The 19,254-nt window shown below is 68.1% G+C and carries 18 protein-coding genes and 1 tRNA gene; 6 read left to right on the forward strand and 13 right to left on the reverse strand.

The annotated features are described in order from the left end of the window. Positions 1-61: 61 nt before the first annotated feature. A complete protein-coding gene (locus ABZV44_RS02775) occupies positions 62-2,218 on the reverse strand; it encodes a S9 family peptidase (RefSeq protein ID WP_354831056.1) in 2,157 nt (718 codons plus the stop codon). 384 nt (positions 2,219-2,602) lie between these two features. On the opposite strand from ABZV44_RS02775, the gene ABZV44_RS02780 reads away from it, so the two are divergent. Continuing rightward, the gene (locus tag ABZV44_RS02780) at positions 2,603-2,875 is read left to right on the forward strand and encodes a DUF397 domain-containing protein (RefSeq protein WP_083868551.1); all 273 of its coding nucleotides are present in this window, start codon (positions 2,603-2,605) and stop codon (positions 2,873-2,875) included. A gap of 42 nt (positions 2,876-2,917) precedes the next feature. Here ABZV44_RS02780 and ABZV44_RS02785 read toward each other — a convergent pair whose 3' ends face one another. The 5 genes from ABZV44_RS02785 to ABZV44_RS02805 form a co-directional block, all read right to left on the reverse strand. After that, positions 2,918-3,877 carry an alpha/beta hydrolase family protein gene (locus ABZV44_RS02785; RefSeq protein WP_354831059.1) on the reverse strand — a complete coding sequence of 320 codons (960 nt, stop codon included), beginning with the start codon at positions 3,875-3,877 and terminating at the stop codon, positions 2,918-2,920. Positions 3,878-4,009: 132 nt separating this feature from the next. Further along, positions 4,010-4,444, reverse strand: a complete 435-nt coding sequence (locus ABZV44_RS02790; RefSeq protein WP_354831062.1) for an HIT domain-containing protein — start codon at positions 4,442-4,444, stop codon at positions 4,010-4,012. Positions 4,445-4,590: 146 nt separating this feature from the next. Further along, positions 4,591-6,012 (reverse strand): adenylosuccinate lyase, encoded by a 1,422-nt coding sequence (gene purB / locus ABZV44_RS02795; protein WP_354831064.1) that lies wholly within the window; start codon positions 6,010-6,012, stop codon positions 4,591-4,593. A gap of 107 nt (positions 6,013-6,119) precedes the next feature. Beyond that, positions 6,120-6,725 (reverse strand): TetR family transcriptional regulator, encoded by a 606-nt coding sequence (locus ABZV44_RS02800; protein ID WP_354831067.1) that lies wholly within the window; start codon positions 6,723-6,725, stop codon positions 6,120-6,122. Between the two features lie 69 nt (positions 6,726-6,794). Beyond that, the gene (locus ABZV44_RS02805; RefSeq protein WP_354831070.1) at positions 6,795-7,952 is read right to left on the reverse strand and encodes a pyridoxal phosphate-dependent aminotransferase; all 1,158 of its coding nucleotides are present in this window, start codon (positions 7,950-7,952) and stop codon (positions 6,795-6,797) included. Positions 7,953-8,023: 71 nt separating this feature from the next. Between ABZV44_RS02805 and ABZV44_RS02810 the strand changes: the two genes are divergently transcribed. Further along, positions 8,024-9,118, forward strand: coding sequence for a M23 family metallopeptidase (locus ABZV44_RS02810; RefSeq protein ID WP_354831073.1), 1,095 nt, complete (start codon positions 8,024-8,026; stop codon positions 9,116-9,118). 211 nt (positions 9,119-9,329) lie between these two features. Here ABZV44_RS02810 and purD read toward each other — a convergent pair whose 3' ends face one another. Continuing rightward, on the reverse strand, positions 9,330-10,613 hold the full coding sequence (gene purD / locus ABZV44_RS02815; RefSeq protein ID WP_354831076.1) for a phosphoribosylamine--glycine ligase: 1,284 nt from the start codon (positions 10,611-10,613) through the stop codon (positions 9,330-9,332). Between the two features lie 92 nt (positions 10,614-10,705). Between purD and ABZV44_RS02820 the strand changes: the two genes are divergently transcribed. After that, positions 10,706-11,131, forward strand: coding sequence for an HIT family protein (locus tag ABZV44_RS02820; RefSeq protein ID WP_354831079.1), 426 nt, complete (start codon positions 10,706-10,708; stop codon positions 11,129-11,131). 37 nt (positions 11,132-11,168) lie between these two features. On the opposite strand, the gene ABZV44_RS02825 is transcribed toward ABZV44_RS02820, so the two are convergent. Both ABZV44_RS02825 and ABZV44_RS02830 read right to left on the reverse strand, forming a co-directional pair. Next, on the reverse strand, positions 11,169-12,647 hold the full coding sequence (locus ABZV44_RS02825) for a HAMP domain-containing sensor histidine kinase (protein ID WP_354831082.1): 1,479 nt from the start codon (positions 12,645-12,647) through the stop codon (positions 11,169-11,171). Then, positions 12,644-13,381, reverse strand: coding sequence for a response regulator transcription factor (locus tag ABZV44_RS02830; RefSeq protein WP_354831085.1), 738 nt, complete (start codon positions 13,379-13,381; stop codon positions 12,644-12,646). The genes ABZV44_RS02825 and ABZV44_RS02830 overlap by 4 nt, the downstream gene beginning before the upstream one ends. A gap of 307 nt (positions 13,382-13,688) precedes the next feature. Between ABZV44_RS02830 and ABZV44_RS02835 the strand changes: the two genes are divergently transcribed. Beyond that, positions 13,689-14,645 carry a helix-turn-helix domain-containing protein gene (locus ABZV44_RS02835; RefSeq protein WP_354831087.1) on the forward strand — a complete coding sequence of 319 codons (957 nt, stop codon included), beginning with the start codon at positions 13,689-13,691 and terminating at the stop codon, positions 14,643-14,645. Between the two features lie 196 nt (positions 14,646-14,841). Here the strand turns inward: ABZV44_RS02835 and ABZV44_RS02840 are convergent. The 3 genes from ABZV44_RS02840 to ABZV44_RS02850 form a co-directional block, all read right to left on the reverse strand. Further along, positions 14,842-14,913 (reverse strand) — tRNA-Thr (locus tag ABZV44_RS02840). 165 nt (positions 14,914-15,078) lie between these two features. Then, on the reverse strand, positions 15,079-15,321 hold the full coding sequence (locus tag ABZV44_RS02845; RefSeq protein WP_019931522.1) for an MbtH family protein: 243 nt from the start codon (positions 15,319-15,321) through the stop codon (positions 15,079-15,081). Between the two features lie 138 nt (positions 15,322-15,459). Next, complete coding sequence (locus ABZV44_RS02850; protein WP_354831092.1) at positions 15,460-16,293, reverse strand: alpha/beta hydrolase; 834 nt, start codon at positions 16,291-16,293, stop codon at positions 15,460-15,462. 229 nt (positions 16,294-16,522) lie between these two features. Here ABZV44_RS02850 and ABZV44_RS02855 point away from each other — a divergent pair, with 229 nt between their 5' ends. Both ABZV44_RS02855 and ABZV44_RS02860 read left to right on the forward strand, forming a co-directional pair. Next, on the forward strand, positions 16,523-16,690 hold the full coding sequence (locus tag ABZV44_RS02855) for a hypothetical protein (RefSeq protein WP_162958162.1): 168 nt from the start codon (positions 16,523-16,525) through the stop codon (positions 16,688-16,690). A 3-nt stretch (positions 16,691-16,693) separates the two neighbouring features. Next, positions 16,694-18,175: a trehalose-6-phosphate synthase gene (locus ABZV44_RS02860; protein WP_354831095.1), complete on the forward strand. Its 1,482-nt coding sequence runs from the start codon at positions 16,694-16,696 to the stop codon at positions 18,173-18,175. A 57-nt stretch (positions 18,176-18,232) separates the two neighbouring features. Here the strand turns inward: ABZV44_RS02860 and ABZV44_RS02865 are convergent, their stop codons facing one another. Beyond that, positions 18,233-19,228, reverse strand: coding sequence for an oxidoreductase (locus tag ABZV44_RS02865; protein ID WP_354831098.1), 996 nt, complete (start codon positions 19,226-19,228; stop codon positions 18,233-18,235). Between the last annotated feature and the right edge of the window lie 26 nt (positions 19,229-19,254).

Below are 19,254 nucleotides of genomic sequence, written 5' to 3' on the forward strand. Positions count from 1 at the left end.
AGCGAATACCGCGAAGCGGCGGCGGGAATCCCGCCGCCGCTTCATGTTCCGGACTCGGAGCCTAAGCGCCGGCCAGGCCCACGGTGTCGAGGAGCCAGGCGAGCTCGAAGGCCGCCTCCTTCCACTTCTCGTAGCGGCCGCTCACTCCGCCGTGGCCCGCGCTCATCTCCGTCTTCAGCAGCAGCTGCGCATCGCCGGTCTTGGTCGCGCGGAGTCTGGCCACCCACTTGGCCGGCTCCACGTACAGCACGCGGGTGTCGTTGAGCCCGGTGATGGCCAGGATCGCCGGATAGTCCTTCGCCTCGACGTTCTCGTAGGGCGCGTAGGACTTCATGTACTCGTAGACTTCCTTGTCCGCCAGGGGATTACCCCACTCGTCCCACTCGGTGACGGTCAGCGGCAGCGACTCGTCCAGGATGGACGTCAGCGGGTCCACGAATGGCACATTGGTCAGGATGCCCGCGAACAGCTCGGGCGCGAGGTTCGCCACCGCCCCCATCAGCAGCCCGCCCGCGCTGCCGCCCTCGGCGAGCATGCGGTCCGGCGCGGTGACACCGGAATCCACCAGATGCCGTGCACAGGCGACGAAGTCGGTGAAGGTGTTCTTCTTCTCGAGCTTCTTGCCCTCCTCGTACCAGCGCCGGCCCATCTCGCCGCCACCGCGGACATGCGCGACCGCGTAGACCATGCCGCGATCCAGCAGCGACAACCGCCCCACCGAGAAGTACGGATCCATCGGCGCCTCGTAGGAGCCATAGCCGTAGAGCAGCAACGGCTTCGGACCGGCCGGGACATCCTTGCGCATGACCACCGAGATCGGCACCCGGGTACCGTCCGCGGCCACCGCCCAATCCCGGTGCTGCACATAGTCGTCGGGGTTGTAGTCGCCGAGCACCACCTGCTCTTTGCGCAGCAGCAGCTCGTCGGTGTCGGGCACGTAGTCGAAGATCCTCATCGGGGTGATGTAGGAGGTGACCCCGACCCGCAGCATCGGCTGCTCCCACTCCGGGTTGGCGCCGAACCCGGAGTCGAACAGCTCGAGACCGAAATCGATCTCCTGCAGTTCGCCGTACCCGGTGTCGGTCAGCGGCCAGACCGCGGCCCGCTGCATCGCGTCGCGCCGATAGCTGACCGCCAGCTTGTCGGAGAAGGACTCCAGGCCGTTGAGGCGGACATCGTCGCGGTGCGGAATCAGGATGGTCTGGTTGGTCGGATCGTGCAGCGGCGCCTCGGCGAGCACGAAGTTCTCGGCCTTGACCCCGTCGACCACGTCGTTGTGCAGGATGAGCAGTTTGTCCTCGCCGCCCACCACCGCATGATCGACCGAGTACTCGACGCCCTCGCGCCGGGGCATGATGAGCCGGAATTCGCCCTCGGGGTTGTCGGCCTCCAGGATCCAGTTCTCGGTGGTGATCTTGGATTCGACGTAGAGCAGCAGGTACTTCTCCGAATTGGTCGCCGTCACGCCCACCGAGTAGTGGGCATCCGGCTCATGGAGAACCTGGACATCGGCCGACATCGGCGTGCCCAGCTTGTGCCGCCACACGGTGTCGGACCGCCACGCGTCGTCGTAGGTCGAGTAGAAGACGTACGCGCCGTCGAGCGACCAGGTCGCGCCCTGGGTGACGCCGGTGATCTCGTCGGGCAGCAGCTCACCGGTGGTCAGATTCTTGAAGCGCAGGACATAGCGCTCGTCACCGGAGGTGTCCTCCGAGTAGGCCAGCATGTCACCGGCGTGGCTGATGGAGAACGCGCCGAGCGCGAAATAGTCGTGGCCCTCGGCCAGCTCATTGGAGTCCAGCAGGACCACCTCGCCGGGCATGGTGGCCGACGCCTCCAGCTTGGGCGGGGTCCAGTCGTCCGGACCGGCGATCGGGCAGCGGCAGTGCACGCCGTGCTGTTTGCCCTCGAACGTGCGCGAGTAGTACCAGAACTCGCCCATCCGGGTCGGGAGCGACAGATCGGTCTCCTGGATCCGCGACTTGATCTCCTCGAAGATCTTTTCCCGCAGCGGGCCCAGCTTCGCGGTCTGCGCGTCGGTATAGGCGTTCTCCGCCTCCAGATACGCGATGACCTCGGGATCCGTCTTCTCCCGCAGCCACTCGTACTCGTCGATGAAGACATCCCCGTGGTGCACGCGCTCCATCGGAGCCCGCTTGGCGATCGGCGCCACCACCGCGCCGTCTACTGAGATCGCGCTACCACTGTCCAAAGCCATGGGCACCACGTTAGTAGCGATCCCCCACCGCGGGCCCTCGACCCGGCGGTACCGGGCGTGGTGCGGCTCCCGCGCCGGTCGAGCGCGGGAGTCGCACGGTAGCCGTCACCGTATCCGTCGCTGCCGCGTCCCGTTGGCGTGCTGATGCTGCTCGTAGAGGTAGAAGACGGCGGCCTTGCGACGAGCGCATTGGTCGGTCGGGCAACTCCGGTGGATCCGAAGAATGCTGTGGGCCAATTCCGCTGTGAAGCGCTCCGGAACCACCGCACAGCTGTCGGAGACCGGGGCGGCTCGTTGCGGGGACCATGGCGTGCGCACCACATACCTCCTTCCACTGACAGAAGATGGAATATCCGATCCGAAGCACTCACAAACCCTGGCATCATGAGTGCGATCTACATCACCGACCAGTACTGCTGGTGCGCACAGGGGAGGCCGACAGTGGAAGCGAAGAACCGCGTCATCGAGGCCGATGCAGTGTGGCGGCGCGGAGACGACACCGCCGACGGCGTCGAGATCGCCTTTCTGGCCAGTGGAAACATCGGATTACGGGACTCCCGCAATCCGGACGGGCCAGTATTGATCTTCACCCCCGGCGAATGGGAAGCCTTCGTGGCCGGGGCCAAGGACGGCGAATTCAACCGGCCCGGAGCCTGATTCGGGCGTGCCCGGCTCGAAACGAGCCGGGCACAACACTGTTCAGGCCCCTATCGCCGCGCCGATGGTCGACCACGACTCGTGCAGGGTGTCCTGCCAGTACGACCACGAGTGCGTGCCCACCGGCGAGTGCTCCACCCGCGCCGGAATGTTCATGGCACGCAGCCGCTGCTCGAAGGCGGTGACACAGGCGTCCACCCCGAATTCGATGGGGCCGCCGAAGAAGATGTTCTCCGGCAGCTGCGGCTTGATCTCGAGCTCGTGCGGGCCGGGCAGGCCGGTACCGGTGGACAGGAAGATGGTCTTGCCGCGCAGCGCCTCGGCCAGCACCGCCGGATTGTGCTCGGCCCAGGCCGGACTGCCCGGCGCGCCCCACATATTGAGCGGGTTGCCACCGCGATTGGCCACCGAGAACATCATGGCGCCCTGCGCGATCGTGGTGTCCGGGCAGGCGCTGTAGCCCGCCACCGCCCGGTACAGCTCCGGATGCCGCACCGCCAGCACGAAGGCCGCGATGCCGCCCATCGACAGACCACCGATGGCGTTCACCCCGCTACCGGCGAAGTATCCGTCGATGATGGGCGGAAGCTCCTGTGTCAGAAAGGTTTCCCACCTGTAGCGGCCGAAGCGCGGGTCGTCGGACACCCAGTCGGTGTAGTAGCTGGCCTGGCCGCCCATGGGCAGCACCACGTTCACGTCCTTGCCCTGGAAGAAGGGTTCGGCGTCGGTGGCATTGGTCCAGGTGCTCTGCGTCGCACCGGGATCCAGGCCGTCGAGGAGGTAGTAGGTGGGGCGGTCGCCGCCGCCGGCCGGATGCAGCACCTGAACCTGGATGGTGCGGCCCATGGCCGCGGAGTCGATGACGATCGCCGAGCGGGTGGCGCTCAGCTGGTCGACGCGGACGACCTGGCCCGCGTGCGCGATTGCCGGCGGGGCGGCCACCGGATAAAGCAAACCTGCAGCGATCGCCAAAACAGCTGCGGCAACGACTCTTCGACGCATGTCCCCACCTTCATCAGCCCACCACAATCACCATCAAACGTAACTCGAGTGGCTATTGCGACGCGCGGGAATGAGGTTATGGCGTGTCGTTGGCTAACCACGCGGTCCGGATATGGTAATGCGAATCGGCTATCAGTCGGCGGCAATTCGGGACAATGCGCCCCTAATGGATCCCGCCAGGTAATCCAGGTCCGCGCGCGCCGGACTGGTCGGCCGCGCCCGCAGCCCGAATCCGTCGCCCGGAGTGCGGGGAATCACGTGCAGATGCACGTGGAAAACCTCCTGGCCCGCCGTGACCCCGTCGGCCAGGAAGAAATTCACTCCGTCACAGTGCACCTCGGACTCCCGCAGGCCCGCCGCGATGCGCTGCCCCACCTGAAACAGCTTGCCGCCCAACGCCGGATCCAGCTCCGCCAGGCTCGGGACAGGCGTCTTCGGAATCACCAGCACATGCCCGGGCGTCACCGGCCGAATATCCATGAACGCCAGGCAATCCTCGTCCTCGTACACCTTGGACGACGGTGCCCGCCCGGCAACGATGTCGGAGAAGATCGTGTAAGGGTTCATGCCCGCAGAGCCTAGAGCCCCCTACCCCACACCCGCCCGACTCGGCCCAGTGGCCGGGCGAGCGTCCCAGCAATACTTCGCCTGCAACTCGTTCGCCCCCGGCTCCGTTCCGGAGCCGGGGGCGAGATTCGAGAGTCGTTGTATCCCTAGAGGATCGGCGACGGCGTGTAGCGGGCGGCCTCCGGATTCGCGTCGACCAGCTTCTGGACCTGCGCGATCACATCGGCGGTCTGCGCCTCGGCCGCGCCGATGAAGGCGGAACGGTCCGCCAGGGCCACATCCAGGGCGGCCCGGTCCAGCGGCATGCGGTCATCGGCGGCCAGGCGGTCCAGCAGATCGGGTTCGCGGCCCTGCTCACGCATGGCCAGCGCCACCGCGACCGCGTGCTCCTTGATGACCTCGTGGGCGGTCTCGCGGCCCACACCCGCGCGCACCGCCGCCATCAGGATGCGGGTGGTGGCCAGGAACGGCAGGTAGCGGTTGAGCTCGCGGTCGACCACGGCCGGGTACGCGCCGAATTCGGCCAGCACGGTCAGGAAGGTCTCCATCATGCCGTCGATGGCGAAGAAGGCGTCCGGCAGCGCGACCCGGCGCACCACCGAGCAGAACACGTCGCCCTCGTTCCATTGCGCGCCCGCCAGCTCGGCCGCCATCGAGCCGTAGCCGCGCAGCACCACCTGCAGGCCGTTGACGCGCTCACACGAGCGGGTGTTCATCTTGTGCGGCATGGCCGAGGAGCCCACCTGGCCGGGCTGGAAGCCCTCGGTGACCAGCTCGTGGCCCGCCATCAGGCGAATGGTGTGCGCGAACGAGGACGGGCCCGCGCCCACCTGCACCAGCGCGGAGAGCACATCGTGGTCCAGCGAACGCGGGTAGATCTGGCCCACGCTGGTGAACACGTTCGCGAAACCCAGGTGGCCGGCCACCTTCTGCTCCAGCTGCGCCAGCTTGGCCGCGTCGCCGCCGAGCAGATCCAGCATGTCCTGCGCGGTGCCCATCGGACCCTTGATGCCGCGCAACGGGTATCGGTCGATCAGCTCCCGCAGCCGGGTCAGCGCGATGAGCAATTCGTCTGCGGCGGAAGCGAATCGCTTGCCGAGGGTGGTGGCCTGCGCCGCCACATTGTGCGAGCGGCCCGCCATCACCAGCGTCTGATACTGGGCGGCCCGCTCCGCCAGCCGGGCCGCGATGGCCACGCCGTGGCCGTACACGTGCTCGAGCGACAGCCGGATCTGCAGCTGCTCCACGTTCTCGGTGAGATCCCGCGAGGTCATGCCCTTGTGCACGTGCTCGTGCCCCGCGAGCGCGTTGAACTCCTCGATCCGGGCCTTCACGTCGTGCCGGGTGACCCGCTCGCGTTCCGCGATCGACCGCAGATCCACCCGATCGATGACCCGCTCGTAGTCCTCGACGACCCCCGCCGGAACATTCACCCCCAACTCGGCCTGGGCCCGCAACACCTCCAGCCACAACCGCCGCTCGAGCACGATCTTGTTCTCGGGCGACCACAGATGAACCAGCTCGGGGCTGGCGTAGCGGGTGGCAAGGACGTTCGGCACAAGACTCACGTTGTCCCAGTTTACCGGTGGGTTTCCCACCGGTTTGCCCCGCCATCATCGCGGCGGAAATTCGCTCCGGCCGGAGCTTCCCGAGAGTTCCCGGGAGTCGGGCCGAGTTATGCCGGTGGGGCGACGATGTCGATGATCTCGAGCAGCGCGCCCCGCGCCATGCGCCGGGGCTGCGGGTCGAGTTCACCGAGCGCGGTCACCACCGCCCCATCGACGACCGCCACCAGGCGGCGGGTCTGTTCGGTGCGCACCACGCGGTCGGAGCGGCGCAGCACGTCGGTCAGCAGCTCGTCCAACTGGGCGCGTAGTCGCAGCTGGACCTCTCGTAGTTCCGGGTGCCGGGCGGACGCGACCGAGCGCTCGTAGCGGGCGATCAGCTGGCCCCGCGCGTCCAGGTCCTGAATCTCCGGGCCCACCAACAGGTCCAGCACCAATTCCACGGTGGCCTCCGCCCCGCGCCGGCGGTGCGTCACCTCGCCGACGCGGCGGCGCATGGCCTCCAGTTCGGCATTGCCGGAGAACTCGACCGCGCGCGCGATCAGATCCTCGAGCGATTCGAAGTAGTAGGTGGTCGACGCGAGCGGCAGCTCCGCCCGGGTTGCCACCGAGCGGTGCCGGACCGCTTCGAAGCCACCTTCGAGCAGGAGCTCGGCGGCGGCACAAACCAGCGCTTGGCGACGCCGTTCGCCTTTCGGAGTCGTCGCAGTGGTCACGATGCAATCGTGCCAGTCATCACCGGCGCTGTGTTCATTTTGCCCACTGCGCTCAATCTCCTTGGCAGATCAGGCCAAATACCGTTCCAACCGGTCCAGTGCCGCTTCGATGTCGGCGCCGGCTCCGGCGAACGAGAAGCGAACCGTGTGGTGGCCGTTGCGGGTGTCGAAGTCGATGCCGGGCGCCAGCGCCACACCGGTGGCGTCGAGCACCTCGGTGCACCAGCGCATCGAATCATCGGTCAGGTGAGCGATATCCGCGTAGGCATAGAACGCGCCGTCGGCGGGGGCTAGGTCGGTGATGCCGAGCTTGGGCAGCCCCGACAGCAGCAGCTGGCGATTCGCCGCATAGCGCCGCACATGACCGTCCAGTTCGGCTTTGGCCTCCGCGCCGAACGCGTGCACCGCCGCGAACTGAGAAATAGCCGGGGGGCACACGGTCATATTGGACGCCAGTCGCTGCAGCGCCGGGCGCAGCGATTCCGGCACCAGCATCCAGCCCAGCCGCCAACCGGTCATGGAGAAGTACTTGGACACCGAGCCGATGACCACCGACTCCCGGGAGGTCTCCCAGGCCGAGGAGGTCGGCTCGGTGCCGGCGTAGACGATGCCGTGGTAGATCTCGTCGGAGATGAGCAGCGTCCCGTGCTCGTCGCACCAGCGGGCCAGCGCCGCCAGCTCCTCCGGCGCGATCATGGTCCCGGTCGGATTGGCCGGGCTCGCCACGATCAGCCCCGCGGGCGGCTCCGGCAGCGCCTCCAGCATGGCCACCGTCGGCTGGAACCGGGTCTCCGGCCCGCAGTCCAGTTCGACCACGTCGCAGCCCAGCGCGGTCAGCGTGTTCCGGTAGGCCGGATAGCCCGGCCGGGCCACCACCACGGTGTCGCCGGGATCGAAGGCCGCCAGGAAGATGAGGGTGAACGCGCCGGAGGAACCGGTGGTCACCACGACATCGTCCGCGTCCACGCGCACCCCGTAGGTGCTGCGATGATGCTCCGCGATGGCCTCCCGCAGCGCCAGCGTCCCGAATGTCTCGGTATAGCCCAGCAATTCGGAATCCATGGCCGCCTTGGTGGCGCGCAAAACCGCCGCCGGAGCGGGCGTGGACGGCTGCCCCGCGGCCAGCACCAGCACATCTCCGTGTGTCCGGGCCCGTTCAGCTGCTGCTTTCCAGACGTCCATCACGTAAAAAGGTGGGATGGTCGACCGGCGAGATTCGATACGCACTCGACAGACGGTAGAGCACCGACTCCCCCGCCTGTCCGGGAACTGCCACCCGAATGCCTGAGGAGGCGGTTGTGCAGGGGGGACCAGCAACCACCGGGACCACCCCGGAGGCCGACCCGAGCCCACCCGAATCCGCACCACCGCGGACAGCCGGCGCGACGGACAGCTATACGCCGGGTGTGCGGTCGCAGCTGGCATTCCAGGACGAGCCGTCGCGGGGTCAGGAGGCGCTGGAACGGGTCCGGCGGTCGGTCGTCCGGTTCGCGGGGCGGGCGATCGCCTGGCTGCGGTGGTACGCGCCGATCGCGCGAGCCCGTGCGATCGAGCTGTGGGGCCGGCGGCCGCGCTCGTGGGCCGAGACCGTCGAGCTGGTGCGGCGGAGCCGGGCCGAAGCGCGGCGGCAGTGGCCGGTGGTGCGCGCGTGGGGCATTCGGCACCGGGTACTGATCGGCGGTGTGGTCGCGGTGCTGGTGTTCGCGAGCGCGGACGGCGCGCTGGGCCTGCTGCCCACCGACGCCGAGGTGGGTCCCGGTGTGGCGCTGCGGGTTCCGGTGCAGTATCCGCTGCAGGTGCAGGCCGCCCCGGAGACGTCGAAGCGGTATCTGGACGCCATCAGCAACGGTGAGCATCTGCGCGAGCAGGCGGTGGTCTCGGCGGCCGCGGCGGCCACGCTGGAGCGGGCCAAGGCCGAGGCCGCGGCGGCCGTCGCCGGGCAGCCGCAGCCGTGGATGACGCCGTCACCGGACAGTTCGCTGCCGCCCGGCTTCGTGATTCCCGGCGCCGGCGGGTTCGCGCTGCCCGCGAAGGGCGTGTTCACCTCCGGATTCGGGGCGCGCTGGGGCACCTTCCACGCGGGCATCGACATCGCCGCGCCGCTCGGCTCACCGATCTACGCGGTGGCGGCGGGCACCGTCATCGACGCGGGCCCGGCCCAGGGCTTCGGGCTGTGGGTGCGCATCCGCCACGACGACGGCACCATCTCCGTCTACGGGCACATGTACGACTTCTCGGTGTCGGTCGGCGAGCGCGTCCCGGCGGGCCTGCAGATCGCGCGCATCGGCAACCGCGGCGACTCGACAGGTCCGCACCTGCACTTCGAGATCATCATCAACGGCCAGCACGTCGACCCACAGCCCTGGCTCGCCCAGCACGGCATCATCGTCTGACCCGCCTCCGCTCCCCCGCCTCCGCTCCCCCGCCTCCCCGGAACTTCAGCGCACCGCTCGGGAGCCGTTGACCGCTGGCGACGCGTGCCGGCGGTTCAGGGCCGAAACAATTTCGGGGGTGCCCGGCGAGTTACCCCGATCGGCGCGAAATCAGTTGTCGCGCTGGCATTCGAAGTTCAGGCGCCGCATTCGGACTTCGGGTCGTCGGCCTTCAGGCGGAGGCCGGGACGGTGATGCGGCCCTCGGTGGCGGCCAGGGCGATGTCGGTGCGGAAGTGGCCGCCCGGCAGCTTGATTCCGGCGAGGCGGTCGTAGGCGTTCTTGCGGGCCTCGGCGAGATCCGCGCCCTGGCCGACGATGGCGAGCACGCGGCCGCCCGCGGAGACCAGCGCGCCGTCCTCACGCTGCGCGGTGCCGGCGTGCAGCACCTCGGATTCGGTTCCGGTGCCGGTGGATTCGGCTCCGGTGATGACGTCGCCGCTGCGCGGGCGGGCCGGGTAGTTCTCGGCGGCCAGCACCACGGTGACGGCGGCGCCGTCCTTCCAGCGCGGCGCGGGCACCTGGTCCAGGGTGCCGGTCGCGGTGGCGTACAGCAGCTCGCCCAGCGGGCTGTCCAGCATGGCCAGCACGGCCTGGGTCTCGGGATCGCCGAAGCGGCAGTTGAATTCGACCACGGCCGGCCCGGCCTGCCCGACGGCGAGACCGGCGTACAGCAGGCCGCTGAACGGCACGCCGCGGCGAACCATCTCGGCCGCAACGGGTTTCACCACATCGTCGACAATGGCCTGCAGCGTCTGCTCCGGCAGCCACGGCAGCGGCGTGTACGCGCCCATGCCGCCGGTGTTCGGCCCGGTGTCGCCGTCGCCGACCCGCTTGTGGTCCTGGGCGGGGAGCAGCGGCACCACGGTCTCGCCGTCGACCAGGCAGAACAGCGACACCTCGGGGCCATCGAGGAACGACTCCAGCAGCACCGGGTGGCCCTGCTCGAGCAGCTCGGCGCCGTGCTCGCGGGCCACCGACCGGTCCGGGGTCACCACGACGCCCTTGCCTGCGGCCAGGCCGTCGTCCTTGACCACCCAGGTCGGCCCGAAACGATCCAGCGCCGCATCCAATTCGCCCGGATGGTCGACGATCTCGCTGTGCGCGGTGCGCACCCCGGCCGCGTTCATGACGTCCTTGGCGAAGGCCTTCGAGCCCTCGATCCGCGCGGCGGCGGCGGACGGGCCGAATGCCGGGATCCCGGCTGCCCGCACCGCGTCGGCCACGCCGAGCACCAGCGGCACCTCGGGTCCGACCACGACCAGATCGACGCCCAGCTCCTGGGCGAGCTCGGTCACCTCCGCCCCGGAGGTGGCGTCCACCGCACGCACCTCGGCGTGCTGGGCGATGCCGGCATTGCCGGGCGCCGCATACACGGCGGACACCGCCGGGTCCTTGCGCAGCGCCAGGACGAGGGCATGTTCACGGGCTCCGGAACCGATGACGAGTACGCGCACGGCAGACAGCTTAAAGGGCTGGGCAGACGCAACCGGTAGCGGTCTGTTGTGCGTTCGCGCGGGGGTGTCCTTCCCCGCGTAAGGTCCGGGGCATGGCTTCTGTTTTCTCCGCAATCATCGACGGTCAGCTGCCGGGCCGGTTCGTCTGGGAGGACGACGAATTCGTCGGCTTCCTCACGATCGCCCCGGTGACGCAGGGGCACACGCTTGTCGTGCCGCGCAAGGAGATCGACCAGTGGCAGGACGTCGATCCGGGCACCTTCGCGCGCCTGACCGCGGTCGCCCAGAAGATCGGCCAGGCCGTGCGGGCCGCCTGGGACGCCCCGCGGGCGGGCCTGCTCATCGCGGGTCTCGAGGTGCCGCACCTGCACATGCACGTCTTCCCGGCCTTCCACCTGGGTGACTTCGACATCAGCGGGGCGGACCCGGAACCCAGCAAGGAATCCCTCGACGAGGCGCAGGCCATGATCAAGCAGGCCCTGCGCGACCTCGGCTACGGCGCGAACGTCCCCGCGTAGTGAACCCGGGTGCCCGCGTCCCGCGCGGGCACCCCGCTCAGCGCGGTTCGCGCGGCAGCCGGACGGTGAACGTGGTGCCCTCCCCCGGCTCGCTGGTCACCGACACCTTGCCGCCGTGCGCGTCGACCAGCGCATGCACGATCGACAGTCCCAGTCCCGTACCGCCGCTGTCCCGGCTGCGGGACGCATCGGTGCGATAGAAGCGTTCGAAGACCCGCTCGGCCTGTTCGGTATCCAGTCCCGGCCCGGTGTCGGCGACCTCGATGAGCACCTCGTCGGCGGCCGGGGTGAGCCGCACCGTCACCTCCGCCTCGGGCGGGGTGTGCACCAGCGCGTTGTTGATCAGGTTGGCCAGCACCTGCCGCAGTCGCGGCTCGTCGCCGAGCATCTCCAGAGTGCCGGGCCCGGGCCGGATTTCGAGGTCGATCTTGCGTTCCGGACCCTCCGGGTGCTGGGCCGCCGCCAGGGCGCGCGCACTGTGCACGGCATCGCTGGCCATCATGAGCAGGTCCATCGGCCGCCGTTCGATCGGTCGCTGCGCGTCCAGCCGGGCCAGCATGAGCAGGTCCTCGACCAGCAGCCCCATCCGCTTGGACTCGCGTTCTATGCGGTCCATCAGCATGTCCGGATCGGTGATCGCGCCCTGCCGGTACAGCTCGGAGAAGCCCTTGATGGTGGTGAGCGGGGTGCGCAGTTCGTGGCTAGCGTCGGCGACGAAGCGCCGCATCTTGGCCTCGGAGCGCCGCGCCGCCTCCTCGGAGGCCTCGGTGGCGGCGAAGGCCTGCTGGATCTGGGTCAGCATGGTGTTCAGCGACTGTGAGAGGTGGTCGACCTCGGTGTCGGTGCCGCGCACCGGAACTCGCTGATGCAGGTCACCGCCCGCAATGGCGGCAGCGGTGCGCTCGACCTCCCGCAGCGGCCGCAGACTGCGCCGGATCACGATGCGTGCCACCGCCGCCAGCGCCGCCAGCACCAGTGCGCCGATCACCAGTTGCAGCACGATCAGCTTGTCCAGCAGCGAGTTCGTCTCGTCCATGCGCAGCGCGATGGTGCTGGTGCCGTACTCGTTGACGGTCCGCAGCACCCGCCACTCCTCGGTGGACGCGCCCACCGAGCCGACGGTCTCCGGCCGATTACCCAGGTCCGCGGGCACTTCGGGCTGCTGCACGCCCGCCGACAGGCTCAGCGTGATCTGGCCCTTCGCATCCTGCACCTGCACCCAGTACAGGTGCGGCGGCCGTTCCCGCCCGCGCACGGTGGGCAGCGGTTCCGGGCGTTGCGCGCCGGGCGCGGCCCAGCTGTGAGCGGCGTCGTAGAGCTGCCGGTCGATACGTTCGACCAGCACATTGCGCATCAGCGAGGTGACCGCGATACCCGAGACCAGCAGCCCGAACCCGACCAGGGACACCAGCGCGAGCACCAGGGTGGTGCGCAGCGGCACCGCGGCGAGCCGGTCGGCGAGCTTGCCCCGGAGACTGCGAGCCGTGCCTTTGCCATCGACCGGGGCAGCGTTCACGCGTTGGCCGTCTTACCGCGCGGCTCCCGCATGACGTAGCCGACCCCGCGCAGGGTGTGGATGAGCCGGTCCGGTCCGGTGTCGACCTTCTTGCGCAGGTAGGACACATAGGTTTCGACCACGCCGACCTCGCCGCCGAAGTCGTAGCGCCACACGTGGTCCAGGATCCGCGGCTTGCTGAGCACCGTGCCGGCATTGACCAGGAAGTACCGCAGCAGCGTGAACTCGGTGGGCGACAGGGCGACCGGTTCGCCGGCCTTCCATACCTCGTGGGTGTCGTCGTCGAGTTCGATATCGGCGAACCGCAGCCGCGACGTCTTGGTCTCCGGCGCCGAGCGCCCGGACCGCCGCAGAATCACCCGCAACCGCGCGACCACCTCTTCGAGGCTGAACGGCTTGGTGACGTAGTCGTCGGCCCCGAGCGTCAGTCCGGTGATCTTGTCATCCACGTCGTCGCGCGCGGTCAGGAACAGCACCGGTGCGTCGATCCCGTCGGCCCGGAGCCGCCGCAACAGCCCGAACCCGTCCATCCCGGGCATCATCACATCGATGATCAGTGCATCCGGCCGGAAGGTCTTGGCCTTGTCCAGCCCCTCGGTGCCGCTCGCGGCACTCGCGACCTCGAACCCTTGATATCGCAGGCTCACCGACAGTAGCTCGACGATCATGGGCTCGTCGTCAACGACGAGCACCCTCGCCTCGGGTTCGCGCGGCTGAACGGGCACACCTGTCATAAGGCCATATTCTGCGCTTCCCCCGCGAAGAACCTGACCCTTCCCTGGGAGTTTCCTGCGAGGAGTGAAGGCGCGGCCGGTGGGTGCGGCCGCGTGAGCGAGCGACGGTGAGGTGTTGCTGATCTACCCCCTTCGTAGATCAGCAACATCGACAGCGGTGCGGGTCAGCCCTGTTCGCGTTCGATTTCGTCGAGCAGCGTTGCGAGCGACTCACTTAGTCAAAGGCTAAGTGCGCGTATAGATTCGGGTCGACCGGATTTGCGACGAACCTTTTCCGGGATTGCGACAACGCTGACGAGGTACGCAGGTGTCTGAGCTGGAATTGTCAAGCGACACCACCTCCGAGGTGCCGGAGGACGACAGACCGGCGTACTGGCGCGAGCAGGTTTCCATCAATCAGGGCGGAGCACGGATCGACTTCAGCGATTGGCCGAACTTCGATGGCGCGCTGCGGGTTCAGCGCCTGGCGGGCTACAGGTTGGGCGACTTCCAGAATGTGCAGTTCGAATCCACCGAGATTTCCTACGAACGCACGCCGGCCGAGGTCGAGGCGGACGGCGACCGCAGCGCCCGATTGCTGATCCCGCGCAGCGGAACCGTCGGCATCGAGCAACACGGCACGCGAGTGCTGCTGCGGCCGGGCCAGATGGGCGTCGTCGATTGGGGCCGGCGCATGGTGCTCTCCCACGGCGACCATGTGCGGAGCTGGATCCTGAACGTTCCTGCCGACATCCTGCGCTTGTCTCCCGATGGGCCGCCGCATCTGGCATTGGACACCCACGACCCGCTGCTCGGGTCCGTGGTCGCACTCACCGAACAGCTCGACCGCCACGGCGACACGATGACGGCGGCCCAATTCTTGAAGATCAGCACGCACTGGACCGGGCTGCTGGCTGCTGCTCTGGACGAACGCTGGGCCCCGGAGAACACGAAACTGGCCGCGATATCCCGAGATGCGCGCCTGCACATCCGCAGATGCTCCGATGATCCGCGGGTCACGGTGGAAACCGTCGCCGAAGATCTCGGCATCACGCGCCGCCAGCTCGAACGCGCCATGCGACTGGCGGGCACTACTCCCCATCGCTACCTGCTCACCGCCCGTCTCGAACGGGCGGTGGCACGCCTCTCCGATCCACGGAATCAACGCCGAACCATCGCCGATATCGCCTACGACAGCGGTTTTTCGGCTCTGTCGGTCTTCAACAAGGCCTGCCGGGACAGATACCACGCTTCTCCTGGCCAGCTACGGCAACGAAGCGTCTAGCCAGAGCCACACCATCCACGACTTCACATCGTCGGTCCCTACCTGGGACCAATCGGTGTGATTGGTCTCACACCGCAGATGCGGCCCCGCGATGCGGTCATGCAACGACGGCAGCAGAGTTCAGCGCTATCCAAGGGTTGTTCTCACTCAAAAAAAAGCAGGCTCTGACCTGCTTTCGCAGGTCAGAGCCTCTTTGAGCCCCCTGTCAGGATTGAACTGACGACCTTCGCTTTACAAGAGCGGTGCTCTACCACTGAGCTAAGGAGGCGGAAAGCGGTGCCATCATAACCGGGGCGGCCGGCTGCGCGGAAAAGCCGGCGTCCCAGTCGGAACGATGCTGCGTGGAAGACCGGAGCGCAGCCGGGCGACGCTCGTGGCATCGACCGGCCGCGTTCGGAAGCCGTTCGCGCAGTATCGGACTAACCGCAGGGTGTCAGGACTGAGCCGCCTGACGAGCCGCGTCGTCCGCCGCCATGGCGTCACGCAGGCTCTTCGGACGCATATCCGTCCAGTTCTTCTCGACGTACTCGACGCACGCGGCGCGGCTGTCCTCGCCGAAAACGACTCGCCAACCCGCCGGAACCTCGGCGAAGGCGGGCCACAGGGAGTGCTGTTCCTCATCGTTGACCAGGACGAAGAACCGGCCGTCTTCGTCATCGAAGGGATTGGTGCTCATTTCACCTCACTGGATACTGGCGCTGTGTACGGGAACGTAGACGGATCGTCCAGTCACCGCAGTGATGGAACGAGCCCCCGACGTTGATTCGACCCTAGCAAGGCAGGCGTTACCGCTGGGCGGTTACCTGCACTTCGTTCAGGCCGCGAAGAATTCGAGCAGGATCTTGTTGACGGCATCTGGTTGTTCCAGGTAGCCGAAGTGTCCGGCGTCGGGAACCTCCTGGTAACGGGCTCCCGGAATGATATCGGCGACTTCGCGGGAAAGGTAGGGCGGGATCATCCGATCGTCCGCGAAGCCCATGGACAGGCAGGGCACGGTGATGGCCCGATAGGCCTGGGTGCGGTCGAAGTCGTGGTCCATGCGCCGCTGGGCGCGCACGCCCGGCGCGGCCGGGCCGCCGGTGAATTCGAACAGGTCGAGCCAGTCGCGAGCGGCGTGCGGGTCGGCCATGGTGGCCGGCGAGAGGTTCATGATGGCGGTCATGGCGGCCTCGTATTTGGCGGGCAGCCGCAAGCCGGAGGCGTCCAGTTCGTGCTCGCCGAACGAGAGCGTCTTCTGGAACTGGTCGAGCCGGGCGTGTCCGGCCATGAAGATGGCCTTGCGGACCAGGTCGGGCCGGGCCAGCGCGAGTTCCTGCGCGACCCGTGCGCCCATGGACTGACCGACCACGAGGACCGGTCCCTCGTCGAGGAATTCGATGAGGGCGGCGGTATCGCGCACCAGGTCCTCGATGGTGATCCCGGCGGGCGATTCGAAGGACGGTGCGATGCCGCGGTTGTCGAAGGTGCAGACCCGGAATCCGGCGGCGACCAGCGCGGGCACCTGGTGCAGTTCCCACACCCGGCCGCCGCTGCCGGTGCCCATGATCATGACGACCAGCGGCGCGGACCCCTTGACGTCGGTGCCCTTGGACCGGTCTCCCTTGACCTGGTAGTTCAGCGAGATTCCGTTCACCGTCGCCAACGGCATACTTCCGACCCCTTCGCCATGTTTCCGATTTCCACGTTCCGTAGACCGTATAGGCATCGGGGCCTGGAACGTTTCGCCCGGTGCCGCCGACCGTGCGGTCTGGCCGGCAGGTCTCGCGACCACGACCATTGCGGTTAGGGCTCGCAATGTACGCAGCGCACGGTCCCGACTTTCCTGGCAGATACGATGGACTCCTCGCACCGAGCAGACTTCCCCGAGAGGACATGAGATGGCCGCGAAGACCGGCGCAAACGACATCGCGGACGACGATCTGGAACCGCTCGCCGACGAAACCGCTCGACAGGCCCAGCGCGTGGTGGCCGCCTACGCCACCGATGCCGACGAGTGCCGCATGCTGCTGTCCATGCTGGGCATCGGTCCGACGCGAGGCGAATGACCCGTGCACCCGGATAGCTCCGGCTCCGGTTTCGTCGTCGTCGCCAACCGGCTTCCGGTCGACCTGGAGCGACTACCCGATGGAACCGCTCGCTGGAAGCGCAGCCCCGGCGGCCTGGTGACCGCGCTGGAACCGGTACTGCGCAACAACAAGGGCGCCTGGGTCGGCTGGGCCGGCGTCCCGGATGTGGATCTGGATCCGATCGTCGAGGACGGTCTGGAACTGCATCCGGTGCCACTGTCGGGCGACGAGGTCGCCGATTACTACGAGGGTTTCTCCAACGCGACGCTGTGGCCGCTGTATCACGACGTGATCGTGCGGCCGGTCTACGACCGCCAATGGTGGCAGGCGTACGTCCAGGTGAACCGCCGTTTCGCCGAGTACACCGCCAAGGTGGCCGCCGAGGGCGCGACGGTGTGGGTGCAGGACTACCAGTTGCAGCTGGTGCCGAAGATGCTGCGCATGCTGCGGCCCGATCTGACCATCGGCTTCTTCCTGCACATTCCGTTCCCACCGGTGGAACTGTTCATGCAGATGCCGTGGCGCACCGAGATCGTCGAGGGCCTGCTGGGCGCCGACCTGATCGGATTCCATCTGCCGGGCGGCGCGCAGAACTTCCTGTATCTGGCCAGAAGGCTGGCCGGGCAGCCCACGTCGCGCGGCAATGTGGGCGTGCGCTCGAAACTCGGTGTGGTGCAGGTCGGTTTCCGCACCGTGCGGGTGGGCGCGTTCCCGATCTCCATCACCTCCACCGAGCTGGACGAGTATTCGCGCCGCCGCGGAGTGCGGGAGCGGGCCGCGAAAATCCGTGCGGAGCTGGGCAATCCGAAGACGATCCTGCTGGGTGTGGACCGCCTGGACTACACCAAGGGCATCGACATCCGGCTGGCCGCGCTGGAGGAGTTGCTACACGACGGCCGGATCGATCCGGCGGACACGGTGATGGTGCAGCTGGCCACGCCGAGCCGGGAGCGGGTCGAGTCCTACAAGCAGATGCGGGGCGATATCGAGCGCCAGGTGGGCCGGATCAACGGCGAGTTCTCCCGGGTGGGTTATCCGGTGGTGCACTACCTGCACCGCCCGATCCCGCGCGACGAGCTGATCGCGTTCTTCGTGGCCGCCGATGTCATGGTGGTGACGCCGCTGCGCGATGGCATGAACCTGGTCGCCAAGGAGTACGTGGCGTGTCAGGGCAGCCTCAACGGTGCGCTGGTACTGAGCGAATTCACCGGTGCGGCAGCGGAATTGCGACAGGCCTACCTGTGCAATCCGCACGATCTCGACAGTGTCAAGGACGCCCTGATCGGCGCGATCGACGACGACCGCGACACCCGTCGCCGCCGGATGCGCTCGATGCGGCGCCAGGTCCTCACCCATGACGTCGACCGGTGGGCGCGCGCCTTCCTCGACGCCCTGGCCACCGATCGCGTCGCCGGCAGCGCCCTGCTGACCGACGACGACGTGGATCCGGACCTGAGCCGCTGACCCGGTCGTAAGGTGAACGCCCCCTGAGGATTTCAGGGGGCGTTCGGCGTATCGGGCCTAGTCCGCCTCGCCGTCGAGTTGGTCGAACCGGTAGGTTACTCCGGTGAGCCGTTCGGATTCGGTCCACAGCTGGGCCGCCAGCTCGGGATCGCGGGTGCGTTCCCCGGCCGCGTTCGGCACCGGGTAGCCCTTGGTCGAGCCGGTGGGGCCGTAGAAGTCACCGCCGCGCACGCCGGGGTCGGTGGCGGCGCGCAGGCTCGGCAGCGCACCCATCTCGACGGTCTGCATGACGATCCGGAACACCCAGCGCAGCGAGGGCCGGGACAGGAAGGCGACTGCGGGACCGAAGTTCTGGGCGAAGTCGGATTCGGCGGCGCCCGGGTGGGCCAGCACCGAGATCAGCCGGCTGCCGGTGCCGTTGAGCTGCCGCTGCAGTTCGAATGCGAAGCTGGCGTTGGCCTGCTTGGACTGCGCGTAGGCGGGGTAGGCCTTGTAGGTGCGCCGCTCGTAGGCGAGGTCGTCGAGGTCGAGCCAGGTGCCCTTCTGCGCGGGGACCCCGCTGGTCACCGTGACGACGCGGGCCTGCGGCGCCGCGTGCAGCAGATCGAGCAGGAGTCCGGTGAATGCGAACGGGCCCAGATGGTTTGTGCCGAAGGTGGTTTCGAACCCGTCCTCGGTGACGGTCCGCTCCCGGCTCAGCGTGCCCGCATTGTTCACCAGCAGGTCGATCTGCCCGAAGTCGTCGTGCAGCCGTGCCGCGGCCCGGTGGACCGATTTCAGCGACGTCAGATCCAGTTCCACGAGCGGCAGGTCGGCGTCCGGCACGATCCGGCGGATGGTTTCCGCCGCGGCAGCGGCCTTGTCGGCATTGCGGCATGCCAGGATCACCCGGGCGCCGTGTTCGGCGAGCCGCAGCGCGGTCTCCAACCCCAGCCCGGCACTGGCCCCCGTCACAATGGCGGTGCGCCCCTGCAGATTCGGGATGTCGGCGGCGGTCCACGGCGCCTTCTTGTTCTCCACGTGCTGCATCCTGACCGGTCGGGTTTCGCTCAACTCTGTGACCTTAACCCGGTCACCGG

Source organism: Nocardia sp. NPDC004860 (genome assembly GCF_040609015.1).
Lineage (GTDB): Bacteria > Actinomycetota > Actinomycetes > Mycobacteriales > Mycobacteriaceae > Nocardia.